At 73.1% G+C, this 16,632-nt stretch carries 17 protein-coding genes; 4 read left to right on the top strand and 13 right to left on the bottom strand.

Annotated elements, in window-relative coordinates; translation table 11 throughout:
• Positions 1-84 precede the first annotated feature (84 nt).
• The 11 genes from J2X60_RS12445 to J2X60_RS12395 form a co-directional block, all read right to left on the bottom strand.
• Complete coding sequence (locus J2X60_RS12445; protein WP_309887859.1) at positions 85-594, bottom strand: hypothetical protein; 510 nt, start codon at positions 592-594, stop codon at positions 85-87.
• A gap of 49 nt (positions 595-643) precedes the next feature.
• Positions 644-1,141 carry a hypothetical protein gene (locus J2X60_RS12440; RefSeq protein WP_309887857.1) on the bottom strand — a complete coding sequence of 166 codons (498 nt, stop codon included), beginning with the start codon at positions 1,139-1,141 and terminating at the stop codon, positions 644-646.
• Positions 1,138-3,012, bottom strand: a complete 1,875-nt coding sequence (locus tag J2X60_RS12435) for an alpha/beta hydrolase (RefSeq protein ID WP_309887855.1) — start codon at positions 3,010-3,012, stop codon at positions 1,138-1,140. The genes J2X60_RS12440 and J2X60_RS12435 overlap by 4 nt, the downstream gene beginning before the upstream one ends.
• Positions 3,009-3,302 (bottom strand): hypothetical protein, encoded by a 294-nt coding sequence (locus tag J2X60_RS12430; protein ID WP_070416800.1) that lies wholly within the window; start codon positions 3,300-3,302, stop codon positions 3,009-3,011. Before J2X60_RS12430 ends, J2X60_RS12435 begins: the two co-directional genes overlap by 4 nt.
• A gap of 68 nt (positions 3,303-3,370) precedes the next feature.
• Entirely contained in the window at positions 3,371-4,747 is a 1,377-nt protein-coding gene (locus tag J2X60_RS12425) for an MFS transporter (protein WP_309887853.1), read from the bottom strand.
• Positions 4,748-4,856: 109 nt separating this feature from the next.
• On the bottom strand, positions 4,857-5,894 hold the full coding sequence (locus tag J2X60_RS12420) for an NAD(P)-dependent alcohol dehydrogenase (protein ID WP_309887851.1): 1,038 nt from the start codon (positions 5,892-5,894) through the stop codon (positions 4,857-4,859).
• Positions 5,891-7,153, bottom strand: a complete 1,263-nt coding sequence (locus J2X60_RS12415) for an ROK family transcriptional regulator (RefSeq protein WP_309887849.1) — start codon at positions 7,151-7,153, stop codon at positions 5,891-5,893. Before J2X60_RS12415 ends, J2X60_RS12420 begins: the two co-directional genes overlap by 4 nt.
• Positions 7,154-7,278: 125 nt before the next feature.
• Positions 7,279-8,328, bottom strand: a complete 1,050-nt coding sequence (locus J2X60_RS12410; RefSeq protein WP_309778812.1) for a sugar phosphate isomerase/epimerase family protein — start codon at positions 8,326-8,328, stop codon at positions 7,279-7,281.
• Between the two features lie 31 nt (positions 8,329-8,359).
• On the bottom strand, positions 8,360-9,472 hold the full coding sequence (locus J2X60_RS12405; RefSeq protein ID WP_309887847.1) for a Gfo/Idh/MocA family oxidoreductase: 1,113 nt from the start codon (positions 9,470-9,472) through the stop codon (positions 8,360-8,362).
• Positions 9,457-10,104 (bottom strand): ThuA domain-containing protein, encoded by a 648-nt coding sequence (locus J2X60_RS12400; protein WP_070419197.1) that lies wholly within the window; start codon positions 10,102-10,104, stop codon positions 9,457-9,459. Before J2X60_RS12400 ends, J2X60_RS12405 begins: the two co-directional genes overlap by 16 nt.
• A gap of 51 nt (positions 10,105-10,155) precedes the next feature.
• A complete protein-coding gene (locus J2X60_RS12395) occupies positions 10,156-11,334 on the bottom strand; it encodes a Gfo/Idh/MocA family protein (RefSeq protein ID WP_071295275.1) in 1,179 nt (392 codons plus the stop codon).
• 97 nt (positions 11,335-11,431) lie between these two features.
• Between J2X60_RS12395 and xylA the strand changes: the two genes are divergently transcribed.
• From xylA to J2X60_RS12380, 3 genes are all read left to right on the top strand, one after another.
• Entirely contained in the window at positions 11,432-12,625 is a 1,194-nt protein-coding gene (gene xylA / locus J2X60_RS12390) for a xylose isomerase (RefSeq protein WP_092384350.1), read from the top strand.
• Positions 12,618-14,087, top strand: coding sequence for an FGGY family carbohydrate kinase (locus J2X60_RS12385; RefSeq protein WP_309887843.1), 1,470 nt, complete (start codon positions 12,618-12,620; stop codon positions 14,085-14,087). The genes xylA and J2X60_RS12385 overlap by 8 nt, the downstream gene beginning before the upstream one ends.
• Before the next feature lie 107 nt (positions 14,088-14,194).
• A complete protein-coding gene (locus J2X60_RS12380) occupies positions 14,195-15,181 on the top strand; it encodes an acetylxylan esterase (protein WP_309887840.1) in 987 nt (328 codons plus the stop codon).
• A 20-nt stretch (positions 15,182-15,201) separates the two neighbouring features.
• Here the strand turns inward: J2X60_RS12380 and J2X60_RS12375 are convergent, their stop codons facing one another.
• Positions 15,202-15,591, bottom strand: a complete 390-nt coding sequence (locus J2X60_RS12375) for a hypothetical protein (protein ID WP_309887839.1) — start codon at positions 15,589-15,591, stop codon at positions 15,202-15,204.
• An 87-nt stretch (positions 15,592-15,678) separates the two neighbouring features.
• Between J2X60_RS12375 and J2X60_RS12370 the strand changes: the two genes are divergently transcribed.
• Positions 15,679-16,020, top strand: coding sequence for a DUF4190 domain-containing protein (locus J2X60_RS12370; RefSeq protein ID WP_309887837.1), 342 nt, complete (start codon positions 15,679-15,681; stop codon positions 16,018-16,020).
• Between the two features lie 3 nt (positions 16,021-16,023).
• Here the strand turns inward: J2X60_RS12370 and J2X60_RS12365 are convergent, their stop codons facing one another.
• Positions 16,024-16,599, bottom strand: coding sequence for a TetR family transcriptional regulator (locus J2X60_RS12365; RefSeq protein WP_309887835.1), 576 nt, complete (start codon positions 16,597-16,599; stop codon positions 16,024-16,026).
• Positions 16,600-16,632 lie beyond the last annotated feature (33 nt).

Here is a 16,632-nt window from a genome sequence, read left to right as displayed (position 1 = left end):
CGCGCCAGGGGCGCAACCGTGCGCGGAACCGCAGCCGGCGGGCGGGCCTGCACCGCGCCTCCGGGCACCGCCCGACGGGAGGCGTCAGCCGAGGTCCGCCGCGTCACCCGTGCCGCAGTGTGAGACCGCAGCGAGCGAACTGCGCGTGCTCGCCGCCCCGAACTCGATGCGTTCGACGTCACCACCGGCCCCCTTGACCACGAACTCCCGACTGCCGTCGTTGAGCGACGACTTCGAGTACTTGACGGTCAACCCGTCCGCAGCCCACGACCGGCCGACGGTCCGCACCGCAGCCTCGGGATCGGGGACACCCGCGCCGATGCGGGCGAGGTTGTCGAGCGCTCCGGACGTGCCGTCACCGAGGAGGCACTCCTGGGCGTACTCGTTCGCCTGCGAGTCGTCCCACGTGACGCCCGAGGTCTGCATGGTCGCGTCGACGTAGGCGGCGGCGAGATCACGCTGGTGCTGGACGGTCGGTGTGCTCGGTGTGCTCTGCACCGGGGTGCGGCCGGTCGGCGGAACGGAACACGCGGCGAGCGTCAGTGTCAGGGCGAGCACGGTCCCCGCTGCCGCGCCTCGGGCGCGTCCGCTCACCGTCTCGGTCCCGTCGGATGTCGGAGGAGTCCGGCTGCGAGGCGCGCGGTCAGCCGAGGTCCGCCGCGTTCCCGGTGCCGCACTTCGACACGCCGCTCATGGTGGTCTTGGTCGTCGCCGCGCCGAACTGGATGCGCTCGACGGCGCCGCCGCCGCCGTTCACAAGGTACCGCTTCGCACCCGACGTCATCTCGTCCGTCGAGTACTCCACCTTCAGTCCGTCCGCCACCCAGGCCGTGCCCACGGCCTTCGTCACGGCCTCCGGGTCGTCGACGCCCGCACCGGTCCGGACGATGTTGTAGAGCGCGCCCGCCGAGCCGTCCGCGAGCACGCAGTCCTGCGCGTACTCGTCGGACTGGTCCGCGTCCCAGTCGACCCCCGAACGGCGCATCGTCTCCTCGACGTAGTCTGCCGCCTGTCGGCGCTGGTGCTCTGCGGTCGGTGCAGCCTGCACGGTGTCCTCCTTGGTCGGGGTGCCCGCCGCGCAGCCCGCGAGCAGGATCGTGGCGAGCAGCACCATCCCGATCGTCGTCGATCGTCTGATCACAGTGACGGTCCCATCATGTTGTCGAGCAGGGTCTTGTCATGATCGCTCAACCCGGCGTCGTCAGCGGGCGTCATGCCGACCCCGTCGTGCATCGTGGCCCTCGCGACGTTGTTCAGGGACTCGGTTCCGAGGTTGAAGTAGCCGGTCCCCCCGCCGTAGCCGATCGGGTCGTGCATCGTGACCCCGGCGCCCTCCGACGGGTCCCCACCGTTCGTCCCGAAGGTCGTGGCGCCGAACGACGAGTCCATCGGGTCCGCACGACCGCTGCCGAGCCGGCCGAGCCACGCGTACTGGTCGCGTGGGTTGTCGTTCGGGTCCGCCGTCGGCAGCCCCGACGTCCCCTGTCCGGCGTAGACGTGGTCGGCGTCGATCCCCTTCGCACCACCGACGTCCCCTTCGATGCCGGCGGAGGCGACGGCCACGAAGTTGTCGACGTGCACGCCCGTGCCGTGCAGCGCGTCGGCGCCGGTCGTCGTGCCGTACGAGTGTCCGACGACGTTGAGTGTGGGATGGTCGGTCCGCGCTGCCTGGAAGCCCGACAGGTCGTCCGCGAGGCGGGTCGCACCCGCTCGCGCCGCGTCGCCGTGGAGCACGCCCCAGGAAGCCGGCGGGGCAGGAGGAGCTTCGTAGTTCATCCAGGCCACGACAGCGTGCGAGGTGCCCGAGTCGTCGAGGTCCTCCTGCGCCCGCCAGAGGTTCTGCGCCCCGGTCGTCCACCCCGAGGTGTCCTTCGTGGTGGTCCCCATCCCGGGCACCATGTACGTCACGTTCTCCGCGGTGTCCACGTCACCGACCGCCACCGCAGCGAGCGGCGGCTGGTGGTCCGTGGCGAGCGTGAGCAGCGCGCGACCGGGCTTCGCCGTCGATGCCAGGGTCTTCTCGATGTTCCGGTACGCGTCGAGGTTCGCCTGCGCCGCCTCGATCGACTGGTCCGCCGCCTGCGACGCCGGCCACCCGAGCCCCACGCGCCGGTCCTTCGCGTCCGCGAGGTCCTGCTCGGCCTGGGCCACGGCCGACACGAGCGTCATCCGGTTCGCCCGGTCCCGCGCCCAGGCCGGCAGCCCCGCAAGGTTGCCGACGACCGCGGGCAGCGATGCGATGAGCGCGTCCTGGGCGGCGCTGTGCTCGGCGCCGGTCGTGTCGTTCCCACCGCCCAGGGTCTTCCAGAGCGCGGCGACCTCGTCGGGCGACATGTCGGCGATGCGGTCGGCGAGGTTGCGGTCGAGCATCAGGAGCGCGCCGAGCTCGGTCGGCGACAGGCCCGCGAGCATCGACGCGAGGTCCTCGTCGGACGCGCCGACGCCACGTCCCTCGATGCTGCCGAGGCGTCCGAGCGTCTCGGGGCCGGTGATCACCCGGAGCAGCGCCTGGTCGGCCGTCGTGCGGTCCTGCACGAGCTGCTCCCACTGCGCGTCGAGCGCCGCGGACCGGTCGCCGGCATCGGTGATCGCCCGCTCCGCGTTCGCGAGGCTCTTGGCGTCCGCCTCGGTCGCGTCGTCGGCCTTCGCGGCGGAGCGGAGGGCCGGCAGCGTGAGCTGCTGTCCGGCGAGCTCGGCCGCGACGGTCCCGCGCTGCAGGCGGACCGCGTCCGCGTCGTCCTTGATGCGCTGGACGTCCTTCGCGTACTGGTCGAAGGCGTCCCCGGCGGCGTCGAAGAGCGCCACGAGGCCGGACGCGCTCGGCCGCATCTCGTCGAGCAGCGCCGCGAAGCGGGTCTGCGCGTCGCCCTTCCACGTCGGCGACGCGGTGACGTCGGACGCCGAGGCGATCTTCGCCAGGGCGTCCTGCACGGCGTCGGCCCGGTCGTGCCAGTGCTTCCCCAATGCGGTGATGCCGGCGGGGTCGCCGACGTCCGGCTCCTCGCCGCTCACTTGCCGTCCGCCTGCTTCGCGAGGGCGGCTTCCTGCGCGTCGACCTGCGCACCGAGGTCGTGCGGGAAGGTCGCGGCCTGCTCGAGGGCTGCGTCGACGGCGTCGATCATGCCCTGGTGGGCGAGCGACAGGCCGGCGGTGCGGCTGACCACCTCGGTCACGCCGAGGCAACCGGTGTCGAGGCCCGTGAACCGGGCGGTGTCCGCACCGAGCGCGGTCCGGGCGTCGGTCAGCGCGGTCGCGACCGCCGCGAGCGTCTCCGACTCGATCCGCAGTTCTGCGGCCCCCATGTGTTCCCCCCGTCGTTCCCCCGTGGACGTCGGAGACGATAGCACCACGGTCTCCGACACGCTCGGACTCAGCGCCCGCCCACCGGCTCCCGCCGCACGAACGCCGTGAGCACCAGCCCCGCCACCAGCACCACGACGACCCCGAGGATCCCGTACCGCGTCGACCCGCCGACCGTCACCGCCACCCCGAACAGCGCCGGCGCGAGGAACGACGCCGCGCGCCCGGTCGTGGCGTACAGGCCGAAGAGCTCGCCCTCGCGGCCGGGCGTCGCCAACCGCGCCAGGTACGCCCGCGAGGACGACTGGACCGGCCCGACGAACAGCGCCAGCGTCAGGCCGAGGACCCAGAAGCCCGCGGTGACGTTCCCCACCGCGAACACGCCGATCCCGCACACCGCGAGACCGACGAGCGACACCGTGATGATCGCGCGTGACCCGAACCCGTCGTCGAGCCGGCCGGACAGGAACGTGGCGATGCCCGCGACGATGTTGGCCGCGATGGCGAAGAGGATCACCTGCGACGGGCTGAAGCCGAACACCTGCGCGGCGACGATCCCGCCGAAGGTGAACACGGCGCCGACGCCGTCGCGGAACACCGCGCTCGCCAGCAGGAACGCCAGGACGTTCCGGCGCTCGCGCCAGAGCCGAGCGATGTCCCGCCCGAGGTCCCGGTACGCCCCGAGCAGGCTGCCGGCGCGCGAACGGTCCGGCGCGGCCTCGGGGACGGTGACGAACAGCGGGATCGAGCTCACGGCGAGCCACACGGCGGCGATGCCGATCGCGACGCGGACGTCCCACTGCCCGGAGGCCACGGTCGCGGGGAGCTGCAGGAGCCCCGCGACGTCGCCCCCGCCGAAGTCCTGGATGCAGAGCACGAGCAGGACGACGAGCAGCACGATGCCGCCGAAGTACCCGGCCGCCCAGCCGATCGCCGAGACGCGTCCGGTCTGCTCCCCCGACGCGACCTGTCCGAGCATCGCGTTGTAGCCGACGCTCGCGATCTCGTAGGCGACGGTCCCGATGCCAAGCAGGGCCGCCCCGAGCAGCAGGTACGGCTGGCTCGGCGCGACGAACACCATGCCGCCGATCGAGAGCGCGATGCCGATCGTGGCGATGAGCACCGACCGGCGCCGGTGCCCGGACGTGTCCGCCAGGCGTCCGACCGCCGGGGCGACGAGCGCGACGACGACGCCGGCGATGGTCAGTGCCGTCGAGACGACGGCCGCGTTGTGCGCGAGCTCCCGCTCGACGAGCGCCTTCCCGGCGGCGGACGTGTCGGCGACGAGCACCGGGTCGACGAACGCACGGCTCGCCAGGTACGTGCTGAAGACGAAGGTCGTGACGACCGCGTTGAACGCCGCGGATCCCCAGTCCCACATGGCCCAGGACACGAGGGCGCGGCGGTCGGTGCGCTGCGGCACGGCAGCCGCGGGTGAAGCCGTCATGCGCGAACCGTAGCGCGTCCGGGTGTCGCGGCGGTGGCCCCAGAGGGGACCACAGGACGGACGGGAGGGACGGTGCGGGCCCGCCCCGTCCCTCCCGTCCGTCGTCCGGTCACGTCGCGGACGGCACGCCGCCCGGGTAGACGACCGACTTGAGCGACTCGGGGTCGGTGTCGCTCTCGAGGGCCTCGCGGACGTCGTCGAGACCGAAGCGACCCGTGACCAGCGAGTCCAGGTCCACCTGTCCCGACGCGACCAGCTCGATCGCGACCGGCCACGTGCCGGTGTACCGGAAGATCCCGGTGACGGTGACCTCGAGGTTCTGGATGTGCTCGACCGGCAGCGTCATCTCGGAGTTGCCGAGCCCGACGAGGACGGCGGCCCCGGCCGGTCCCACGGCCTTGATGCCGTCGGAGACGGCCCGCGGTGCACCACTGGCGTCGATGAAGGCGTCGAACGGCGGCAAGTCGGGCGCCACGGAGACCACGGTGGGGTCGACGGTCTCGGTCGCACCGAAGGAGAGCGCACGCTCGCGGCGCTCCGGGACGAGGTCGCTGATGACGATCCGCGAGGCGCCGAACGCCCTCGCGGCCTGCGCGCAGATGATGCCGATCGGACCGGCCCCGGCGATGAGCACGCTCGACCCGGGGACGATCCCGGCCTTGCGGACCGCGGCGATGCCGACGGAGAGGGGCTCGAGCAGGGCTCCGGCCTCGAACGACACCGAGTCGGGCAGCGTGTGCGCGAACTCGGACTCGATCGTGACGAACTCGGCGAACGCCCCGTCCACCGGGGGCGTCGCGTAGAAGCGCATTTGCGGGCAGAGGTTGTACCGCCCGGCGAGGCACTGGGCGCAGCGGTGGCACGGTCGCTGCGGCTCGATCGCCACGCGCTCCCCGACGCGGGACGGGTCGACGCCCTCGCCGACCGCGGTGATCGTGCCGGAGAGCTCGTGGCCGAGCACGAGGGGCTCCTCGACGACGAAGTCCCCGATCCGCCCGTGCCGGTAGTAGTGCACGTCGGAGCCGCACACGCCGACCGCGGCGACCCGGACGAGGACGTCGCCGGGGTCGACGGCGGGGACGGGGCGGTCCTCGACGGTGAGGTCCTGGGTGCCGAGCAGCACGCTGACACGCTGGGTGGAGGTCATGCGGTTCTCGCTTCCTCGGCCGCGTCGTCGCGGCCGGAGTGGTGGGTGATCGTGGGGGTGGGTGTGGCCGGCACCGCGTCGGTGATCCGGTCCGGGTCGCGCAGCAGGGCGCCGAACGCGATCTCGGCGGCCCCGTGCACGAGCACGTCGGACCCGAGCGCGGCCGGCACGATGCGGAGCCGGTCGGCGGTCCCGGTCATCGACTGCGCTCGGACGTCGTCGAGGATCCGGTCGCCGACGTGGTCGAGCAGCACGCCGAGGAAGCCGCCGAGCACGACGACCGACGGGTTCACGGTGTGGATCGCGTTGCGGAGGGCCGTGGCGAGGGCTGCCACCTGGCGGTCCACGACCCGTTCGACCTCGGGTCGGCCCTCGGCGAGCGCCGCGGCGAGGGCGACCAGGTCGTCCGGAGCCGTCCCGGCCGCGGTCGCCAGGGCGTCACGGGAGGCCTCGGTCTCGAGGCAGCCGACGGCACCGCAGTGGCACCGGATGCCGTTCGCCGCGACGAAGGTGTGTCCGAGTTCGCCCGCGTACCCGTCGGTACCGCTCAGCGGTCGGCCGGCCGTGATGACCCCGCCGCCGATGCCGCTCGCGCCGCCGTTGAGGTACACGAGGTCGTCGACGCCCCGGCCGCTGCCGGCGAGCCGTTCCGCCCAGGCGCCGAGGTTGGCGTCGTTCGCGGCCCGCACCGGCAGCCCGGTCCGTTCGGCGAGGGGCCCGGCGAAGGGCGCGTCGTGCCAGCCGAGGTGCGGTGCGTACTGGACGGTCCCGTCCTCCACCCGGACCGTCCCGGGCACGGCGACCCCGATCCCGACGAGCCGGAGCGTCGCGGTGCCGGCCGACCCCGGACGGATCCGGTCGAGCAGCCCGGCGACGGTCCCGACGGCCTCTGCGGGCGTGGGCGGACGGTGCTGCGGTTCGACGAGGCGGCTCCGCACCGTGCCGTCGAGCCCGACGAGGGCCACCGAGACGGCGTCGACCTCGACCGTGACCGCGGCGGCCACGACGTCCGGCGCGGCCCGGACGACCGGACTCGGCCGCCCGACGCCGGTCCCCGGTGCACCGGCTGCGGGGAGGTCCTCGTGGAGGAGGCCGCGGTCGACGAGTTCGCCGACGAGCGCGAGGGTCGTCGAGCGGTTCAGGCCGGTGCGCCGGGTGATCTCGGCGCGGGTGATCGGCCCCTCCTCGTGGACGAGCCGGAGGACGCGCGCCGCGTTGCCCGGCGCGGGCGCAGGCGTCGCGGCGGTCGTGCTCGTCATCGGTCCCTCGTCTGGTCGGTGGTGGGTGGGTTGGCGCCGGCCCGAGTCTCGGGCCGGCGGACAGTTTCGCGGACTCCGCGCCGCGAAACCGTCCGCATGGCCGAGTCTCGGCGCCGCGGGCCGCGCTACCGCGAGCGCGAGAACGCCGCGTCGAACGCGGCCTCGGGTGGCGCGATCGTGCCCAGCTTCCGGACGAACGCCAGTGCCTCCGGGCCGCCGACGAGCCGGTCCATGCCGGCGTCCTCCCACTCGACGCTCGTCGGCCCGGCGTACCCGATGTGGTTCAGCACGCGGAACACCCGCTCCCACGGCACGTCCCCGTGCCCGGCGGTGACGAAGTCCCACCCGCGCCGGGGGTCGCCCCACGGCAGGTGCGACGACAGTCGTCCGTTGCGCCCGTCGAGCTGCTTCACCGACTCCTTGCAGTGCACGTGGTACACGCGGTCGGCGAAGTCGAGCAGGAACGCGGCGGGGTCGAGGTCCTGCCAGACGAAGTGCGACGGGTCGAAGTTGAACCCGAACGCGGGGCGGTCGGCGAACACCTCGAGCGTCCGCTTCGCCGTCCAGTAGTCGTAGGCGATCTCGGAGGGGTGCACCTCGAGCGCGAAGCGGACGCCGACCTCCTCGAACACGTCGAGGATCGGCGACCACCGGTCGTGGAAGTCCTGGTACCCGGCGTCGATCATCGACGCGGGCACGGGTGGGAAGCCCGCGACGGTCTTCCAGATCGAGGATCCGGAGAACCCGGTGACGGTGTCGACGCCGAGCGCCGCGGCGGCACGCGCGGTCCACTGCAGTTCCTCGGCGGCACGCTGCCGGACGCCCTCGGGGTCGCCGTCGCCCCACACGTGCGGCGCGAGGATGTCCTCGTGCCGCTGGTCGATCGGGTCGTCGCACACGGCCTGGCCGGTGAGGTGGTTCGCGATCGTCCAGACCTGCAGCCCGTTGCGCTCCAGGATCGCCTTGCGGTCCGCGACGTACGCCGGGTCCGTCGCGGCGCGGCGGACGTCGAGGTGGTCGCCCCAGCAGGCGATCTCGAGGCCGTCGTACCCCCACTCGCCAGCGAGACGTGCGACCTCCTCGAAGGGCAGGTCGGCCCACTGGCCGGTGAAGAGGGTGACCGGCCTGGAGGCGCGGGTCGTCCCGGCCTCGTCGGTTCCGTCCGTCGTCGTCATCGTCGTCGTCCTTCCTCGCTGCGTGTGCTGGTCACCATGATCCCGGGGTCGCGCCGGCGGGGACCGTCTCCGGCCGGTCGACGCGGGACGCCACCGTGACGACGGTGTGCTCCCGCGAGGCGGTCTGGACGGCCTCCATGACCTCGAGCACGTGGAACGCGAGGTCCCCCGACGCCCGGTGCGGCCGGTCGGTCGCGATCGCGTGCGCCATGTCCGCGAGTCCGTACCCGCGACCGGCGTCGGCGTACCCGGCCGACACGGGCAGCTCGCGCCACTCGCGGTCGTCGGCCGTCGCGATCGACACCGGGTCCGAGAAGCGGTTCGGGTCCGGGACGGCGAGACTGCCCGCGGTGCCGTGCACCTCGAACAGCGGCGCCCGGGTCGCCCACACCTCGAACGAGACGGTGACCGTGGAGACGACTCCGCTGGCGTGTTCGAGCACGGCGACGACGTGGGTGTCGACGTCGACGGGGATCGGTGCGCCGGCGAACGGCCCGGTCGCGATGGTCCGCTCACGAGTGGAGCGGGTGGCATTGCCGCTGACCCGGGCGACGGGGCCGAAGAACTGCACGAGGCTCGTCAGGTAGTACGGCCCCATGTCGAGCAGCGGGCCGCCGCCGGGCTGGTAGTAGAACGCTGGCGCCGGGTGCCAGAGTTCGTGTCCCGGGGCGCTCCACGACACCGCGGCACCGACCGGGTCGCCGATCAGCCCGTCGTCGAGTGCTGCGCGCGCGGTCTGGATCCCCGTCCCGAGCACGGTGTCCGGCGCGCTGCCGACCCGCAGGCCCGAGCGTTCGGCCAGTTCGAGCACCGGTGCGGCCTCGGCCGTCGCGAGTGCGAGCGGCTTCTCGCCGTAGACGTGCTTGCCGGCGTCGAGGGCCCGGGTGGCCACCTCGGCGTGCGCGGCCGGGATCGTCAGGTTGAGCACGACGTCGACGTCGTCCGCGGCGAGGAGCTCGTCGACGCTCGTGCCCCGGACACCCTGGGCGTCGCCGACCGACCGGGCACGGTCGACGTCGAGGTCCGCCACGGCCGTGAGCGCCAGGCCGGGCAGCGCCGGGAAGTGCTCGAAGTACTGCTGGCTGATGTTGCCGACACCGACGACACCGACCCGCAGTGCCGGACCGTTCACCGGGCTGCCCACAGGAGTCCCCTCTCGATGATCGTGCGGAGCGGTTGCGACTCGACGACCTCGAGCCGGTGCCCGGGTGCCGAGACGAACACGCGTCCCTCGCCCCACTGCCGGGTCCAGATCGCCGGCGCCGTGACCGGACGGTTCCAGGCGTCGAAGTCCCGCGCCTCCTGCGTGGTCGTCGCCAGCACGTCGTTGTACTCGTCGGAGAGCACCCAGTACTGCTCGGTCACGAGGTCGAAGTCCTCGATGCCCTGCGTGATCGGGTGCTCGTGGCCGAGGTCGGTGATGTGCACCGTGTACGGGATGTAGTTGTCGGACTGCTCGCCGGTGCGCTCCGACGGGTGCTTGCCCGCGTGGTGCGCGAACTGGCCGCCGATCATGTGGAGGTAGTCGGCGGTGTTGCGGAACGCGTCCGCGATCCCGCCGTGCCAGCCCGCGAGGCCGGCGCCGCCGAGGACGGCCCGCTGCAGCCCGGCGAACTCGTCGTCGGCGATGGTGGACATCGTGACGACCTGCACGATCAGGTCGACGTCCGCCATGACCGACTCGTCGGCGTACACCGCGGTCGAGTCCGACACCTGCACGTCGAACCCGTTGTCCCGCAGGAATGGCACGAACGCGTCGGTGGTCTCGACCGGCATGTGCCCGTCCCACCCGCCGCGGACGACGAGGGCGTGCTTCGTCGGAGCCACTCAGATCACCGTCCAGGCGCTGCCGTCGGCGGCGCTCCGCTCGACCGCGTCGAGGACCCGCTGCACGTGCAGCCCGTCCTCGAACGACGGCGACGGGTCGGTGCCCGCGACGATCGCCTCGACGAAGTCCTTCACCTCGTGGCTGAAGGTGTGCTCGTACCCGATGAGGTGCCCGGTCGGCCACCAGGCGGCCATGTACGGGTGCTCGGGCTCGGTGACGAGGATCCGCTGGAAGCCCTGCTCCCCCGCGGGTGCGGTGGCGTCGTAGAAGCGCAGCTCGTTCATCGACTCGAGGTCGAACTGGATCGCGCCCGCCGACCCGCTGATCTCGAGCGTGAGGCCGTTCTTCCGGCCGGTCGCGTAGCGCGTCGCCTCGAACGTGCCGATCGCCCCGTCGGCAGCGCCACCGGCGAGCCGTCCGAGGAAGAAGGCGGCGTCGTCGACGGTGACCTGCCCGCGTTCGGTCGAGGCGGTGCCGGACAGCCCGACGCCCTCGGCCATCAGCGGACGTTCGGTCACGAAGGTCTCGAGGGTGCCGGACACGGTCGACAGCTGTGCGCCCGTGACGTGCTCGACGAGGTCGATCGCGTGCGCGCCGATGTCACCGAGCGAGCCGGAGCCGGCGAGCGCCTTGTCGAGCCGCCACGTCATCGGGCCGTCCTCGTCGGCGAGCCAGTCCTGCAGGTAGAGCGCGCGGACCTGTCGGACGGTGCCGAGCCTCCCGTCCTCCACCAGCCGCTTCGCGAACGCGATGGCGGGCACCCGGCGGTAGCTGAACCCGACCATCGCGCGGACGCCGTCCGCCCGTGCGGCGGCGGCCGCCGCGGTCATCGCCTCGGCCTCGGCGACGGTGTTGGCGAGGGGCTTCTCGCACAGGACGTGCTTGCCGGCCTCGAGCGCCGCGATCGCGACCTCGACGTGGGACGAGCCGGGCGAGCAGATGTCGACGACGTCGATGTCCGGGTCGGTGACCACGGCGCGCCAGTCGGTGGACGCGGCCTGCCAGCCGTACTGCTGCCGCGCCGCCTCGGTCCGTTCCGGGTCACGGCCGACGATGACGGCCATCTCCGGTTCGACCCCGAGGTCGAAGAACCTCGGTGCGGTGCGCCACCCCTGTGAGTGCGCGGCTCCCATGAAGCCGTGGCCCACCATGGCCACTCGAAGTCGGTCCTGTGCCATCCGCTCGCTCCCTTGCGATCACGTCCTTGCCAGAGTCAACACTACCGCTTATGTTGGGCGCGGCAACATTTTGTTTCGACGACGAACGGTGACCACCATGGCAACGACGCCCACCCGTGCAGACAAGTTCTCCTTCGGTCTCTGGACCATCGGCTACAACGGATCCGACCCCTTCGGCGGCCCGACCCGCCCCGCCCTCGACGTGGTCGAGGCCGTCGAGAAGCTCGACGAGCTCGGCGCCTACGGCCTGACCTTCCACGACGACGACCTCTTCGCGTTCGGCTCGACCGACGCCGAGCGCCAGACGCAGATCGACCGCCTGAAGGGTGCTCTCGACGCCACCGGCATCGTCGTGCCGATGGTCACGACGAACCTCTTCTCCGCCCCGGTGTTCAAGGACGGCGGCTTCACCTCGAACGACCGCCAGGTGCGCCGGTTCGCGCTCCGCAAGGTCCTGCGCAACATCGACCTCGCCGCCGAGCTCGGCGCGTCGACGTTCGTGATGTGGGGCGGCCGCGAGGGTGCCGAGTACGACAGCGCGAAGGACGTGCAGGCCGCGCTCGAGCGCTACCGCGAGGCCGTGAACCTGCTCGCCCAGTACGTCACCGACAAGGGCTACGGCATCCGGTTCGCCATCGAGCCGAAGCCGAACGAGCCCCGCGGCGACATCCTGCTGCCGACCCTCGGCCACGCCATCGCGTTCACCGAGACGCTCGAGCGTCCGGAACTCTTCGGCATCAACCCCGAGGTCGGCCACGAGCAGATGGCCGGGCTGAACTTCACGGCCGGCATCGCCCAGGCGCTCTACCAGGGCAAGCTCTTCCACATCGACCTCAACGGTCAGCGCGGCATCAAGTACGACCAGGACCTCGTCTTCGGGCACGGCGACCTGCAGAACGCGTTCTCGCTCGTCGACCTGCTCGAGCACGGTGCACCCCAGGGCGGCCCGGCGTACGACGGCCCCCGCCACTTCGACTACAAGCCGAGCCGCACCGAGGACATCACGGGCGTCTGGGACTCCGCGGCCGCGAACATGCGCATGTACCTCCTGCTCAAGGAGCGCGCGCAGGCGTTCCGCGCCGACCCCGAGGTGCAGGCAGCGCTCGAGGCGTCCAAGGTCGGCGAGCTCAGCACCCCCACCCTCAACGACGGCGAGTCGTACGACGCGTTCCTCGCGGACCGCTCCGCGTACGAGGACTTCGACGCCGACGCGTACTTCGGCGGCAAGGGCTTCGGCTTCGTGAAGCTGCAGCAGCTCGCCATCGAGCACCTCATGGGCGCTCGTGGCTGACCTGGTCGCAGGGGTCGACTCGTCGACCCAGTCCTGCAAGGTCACGATCCGTGACGCCGCGACCGGCGCCGTCGTCCGGGAGGGACGCGCGTCCCACCCGGACGGCACGTCCGTCGACCCCCGCCACTGGTGGGACGCGCTCGGCACCGCCGTCGCGGACGCCGGCGGGCTCGCCGACGTCGGTGCCGTCGCGATCGCCGGGCAGCAGCACGGCATGGTCGCGGTGGACGCGGACGGCCGCGTGGTCCGCGACGCGCTGCTGTGGAACGACGTCCGCAGTGCCGACGCGGCCGCGCAGATGGTCGCGGAGCTCGGCCAGGAGGCATGGGTCGCCCGCACGGGTCTGGTGCCGGTGGCGTCGTTCACCGGTACCAAGCTGCGGTGGCTCCGCGACGCGGAGGCCGAGAACGCCGGCCGGGTCGCGGCCGTCGCCCTCCCCCACGACTGGTTGTCGTGGCGGCTGCGCGGGTACGGCCCGGCCGACGAGAGTCCGCTCGGCCCCGACCTCGACGCCCTCGCCACCGACGGCTCCGACGCCAGCGGCACGGCCTACTGGGACCCGGTGCGGCGCGAGTACGACGCGGAGCTGTTCGAGTCGGCGCTCGGACGACCGATGCGCGTCGCCGGTGCCACGGGCTCCCCGGACTCCGTCGTCGTGCCGCGGGTCGTCCTGCCCGACGAGGCGATGGGCACGCTCACCGCGGACGTGCCACTGCCGAACGGTGCCGACGCACCTGCGGGGCTGCTCGTGGGCGCCGGACTCGGCGACAACGCCGGGGCAGCGCTCGGCCTCGGACTCGGCCCGGGTGACGTCGCGGTGTCCCTCGGCACGAGCGGCACGGTCTTCGGGGTCACCGACGCCGAGGTGCGCGACCCGAGCGGGACCGTGGCGGGCTTCGCCGACGGGAGCGGGTCGCGCCTCCCGATCGTCACGACGCTCAACGCGGCGCGCGTGCTCGAGGTGATCGGCGGCCTGCTCGGCGTGGACCACGACGCGCTCGGCGAGCTGGCGCTGCAGGCGCCGGCGGGTGCCGACGGGCTCGTGCTCGTGCCGTACTTCGTCGGCGAGCGCACGCCGAACCGACCGGACGCGACGGCCTCGCTGCTCGGCATGACGCCGGGGACGACGGACCGGGCGCACCTCGCCCGGGCCGCGGTCGAGGGGATGCTGTGCGCGCTCGCGGACGGCCTCGCTGCGGTCGAGGGCACCGGTGTCACCGTCGAGCGGCTGCTGCTCATCGGCGGTGCCGCACGCAACGAGGCCGTGCGGGTCGTCGCTGCGCAGGTGTTCGGTCGTGACGTCCTCGTGCCGGAGCCGGGCGAGTACGTGGCGGCCGGCGCGGCGAAGCAGGCGGCGTGGGTGCTCACCGGGAGCCTGCCGGCGTGGGAGACGGCGACCACGGTCGTGGCCGGCGACCCGCACCCCGAGGTGCTCGAGCAGTACCGGGCCGCCGCGCGCTGAGCGGCTGCCTGTCCGTCCGTCCGTCCGTTCGTCCGTTCGCGGACACTCCCGCCCCCGACGCCGTCCACCACGGCGTCGGGGGCATCATCGTCCCCGGAGGAGACCACATGCCGTACACCGACCTGCCCCTCGACGCCCTGCGCGCCTACCGACCCGACGTCCGCCGGCCGGACGACTTCGACGCCTTCTGGGCCGACACCGTCGCCGACGCACGGGCCGCCGGGTCGGGCACCGACCCCGTCCTCGCCGCCGCCGACACCCCGGTGACCGGACTCGTCATCGAGGACCTCACCTTCCCGGGCTTCGCCGGCGACCCCGTCCGGGCCTGGGTCTCGCGGCCGGTCGACGCCGCCGGGCCGCTGCCGGTCGTCGTCGAGTTCCTCGGTTACAACGGTGGTCGCGGGCTGCCGGGCGAACGCGTCTCGTGGGCCCTCGCCGGGTACGTGCACGTCGTGATGGACACCCGCGGCCAGGGCAGCGGGTGGGGCTCCGGCGGCGACACCCCGGACCCGCACGGCTCCGGCCCGCACATCGGCGGCTGGATGACGAGCGGCATCGGGTCCCCCGCCGACCACTACTACCGGCGCGTGTACACCGACGCCGTCCGACTCGTCGACACCGTCCGCTCGCTGCCGGGCGTCGACCCGGACCGCATCGCGCTGACCGGTGGGAGCCAGGGCGGCGGGATCACCATCGCCGCGGCCGCGCTCGTCGAGGCCCACGTCGGCCCGATCACGGCGCTGCTGCCCGACGTCGCGTTCCTCAGCGACTGGGAGAACGGCACCGCCGTCGCCGTGGGTGGTCCGTACCTCGAGCTCGCGCGGTACCTGTCCGTGCACCGCGACGCGATCGACACCGTGTGGGACACGGCCGCGTACTTCGACGGGGTGCACTTCGCGGCGGGGATCACCGCGCCGGCGCTGTTCTCCGTCGCGCTCATGGACGACGTGGTCCCGCCGCGGACGACCTTCGCGGCGTACAACGCGCTCGGCTCGGTGGACAAGGCGATCGAGGTGTACCCGTACAACGGGCACGAGGGTGGTGGGTTCGCGCACTGGGAGCGGCAGGTGGCGTTCCTGCGCGAGCGGGACTGAGCGGCCGGGCGACGCGCGGGTCAGTACCAGCGGCGGACGAACTGCTCCAGGACGTTCTTCACCACCTGGACCGGGCCCGACGTGGGCTCCCCGCTGTCGCGGCCGATCCGGCGCAGCAGGGCCGCCTGGGCATCCTCGTACTCGGCCACCTCGTCGGCGGAGTAGTCCGACGGCGGGACGGTCCGGATGGCGCTCACCGCCTCGAGCCGCTCCAACCCCCACCGGAACCCGACCGGGTCCGGCGCCGCTTCGACGAGCGCCACGAGGGCTGCGTCGGAGTAGGTACCCCGGGGGTCGGCTGCGGCGGAGATGAAGTCCGTCAGCCCGCGGAGCGCCGGCTCCGACCCGCCGGCTCGCATCTGCACGCGCCGCGCCCGGCTGCAGAGGTCGTAGAGGAGTCCGTCATCCACGGACCGAGCGTGGCACACCGGAGTGCCTCCACGCCACCAGGACTGGGTACTCCCCCGTCGGTCGTCGCACTCGTAGGCTCGGTCGCCGTGACCGACATCGCTCCCGGAGCCCACGTGCCCGCCACCCGACCCGACGCCGCGCCGACCGCTGGTGCTCCGACCGCGGTCGCTCCGCTGAGCCTCATCGCGGTCGTGGCCATCGCGCTCGCCTTCGTCGCGCCGATCGGCGGGGTCATCGTCGGGTTCATCGCCCGCCGTGAGGTCCGGCGCACCGGCGAGCGCGGCGACGGCCTCGCCTTCGCGGCGGTGCTCATCGGCGCGACGCTGACGCTCGTCACGGTCGTGCTGCCGGCCGCCGTCGCCGCGTCCGGCTTCCTCGGGTTGGGCGTGCCCTTCGCCCTCGGCCTGCCGTTCGGCGAGGGCTCCTGACCGTCAGTTACCGACGAGTGACGTTACCGCGTCGACGACGATCTGCCGTCGCCGCGTCGGCACCACCGCGCGCGTCAGGGCCTCGGACTCCGCGGAGGCCTCGCTCCAGAACGCCGCGAGGTGCAGCACGAGGCCGAGCAGCACCGCGGGTCGGTAGCTGCGCGGCAGGACGCCGGCCCGCTGCGCCCGCTCGACCTCGGCGACCATCGTGGTCCGGCGTTCGACGATCGCCTCGAGCGGAGCGGCCGCCGCACGCTCGAGCCGGTGCCAGGTCGCCAGCCGCTGGGCCCAGGGCCGCTCGGTCCACGAGTCGTGCAACCGGCCGGCGAACCCGGGCAGGTCGTCGGTGTCGAGCGGGACGAGGTCGAAGGTCTCGGCAACGGTCTGCTCGACGAGGGCGTCGAACAGCCCTTCTTTGCTGCCGAAGTAGTGGAAGACCTGCGCCTTGTTGCTCGACGCGGCGGCGGCGATCCGCTCGACCTTGCCGCCGACGAGCCCCGCCGCGGCGAACTCGTCGCGCGCGGCGAGCAGGAGGCGTACGCGGACGGCGTCGGCGGCTGGGGGCGTGAATCGTGCCATGCCGACCACCGTACCGATCCGGACGGTCGTCCC

The sequence above is a fragment of the Curtobacterium sp. 320 genome, assembly GCF_031455235.1.
In the GTDB taxonomy this organism is placed as follows: domain Bacteria; phylum Actinomycetota; class Actinomycetes; order Actinomycetales; family Microbacteriaceae; genus Curtobacterium.
This window is presented reverse-complemented; position numbering and strand designations above follow the sequence as displayed.

Coding starts and splice junctions, on each gene's coding strand:
- xylA (WP_092384350.1), top strand. CDS start 11,432: ATGGCAACGACGCCCACCCGTGCAGACAAGTTCTCCTTCGGTCTCTGG.
- J2X60_RS12380 (WP_309887840.1), top strand. CDS start 14,195: ATGCCGTACACCGACCTGCCCCTCGACGCCCTGCGCGCCTACCGACCC.
- J2X60_RS12415 (WP_309887849.1), bottom strand. CDS start 7,153: ATGACGAGCACGACCGCCGCGACGCCTGCGCCCGCGCCGGGCAACGCG.
- J2X60_RS12430 (WP_070416800.1), bottom strand. CDS start 3,302: ATGGGGGCCGCAGAACTGCGGATCGAGTCGGAGACGCTCGCGGCGGTC.
- J2X60_RS12420 (WP_309887851.1), bottom strand. CDS start 5,894: ATGACCTCCACCCAGCGTGTCAGCGTGCTGCTCGGCACCCAGGACCTC.
- J2X60_RS12425 (WP_309887853.1), bottom strand. CDS start 4,747: ATGACGGCTTCACCCGCGGCTGCCGTGCCGCAGCGCACCGACCGCCGC.
- J2X60_RS12365 (WP_309887835.1), bottom strand. CDS start 16,599: ATGGCACGATTCACGCCCCCAGCCGCCGACGCCGTCCGCGTACGCCTC.
- J2X60_RS12400 (WP_070419197.1), bottom strand. CDS start 10,104: ATGCCGGTCGAGACCACCGACGCGTTCGTGCCATTCCTGCGGGACAAC.
- J2X60_RS12410 (WP_309778812.1), bottom strand. CDS start 8,328: ATGACGACGACGGACGGAACCGACGAGGCCGGGACGACCCGCGCCTCC.
- J2X60_RS12395 (WP_071295275.1), bottom strand. CDS start 11,334: ATGGCACAGGACCGACTTCGAGTGGCCATGGTGGGCCACGGCTTCATG.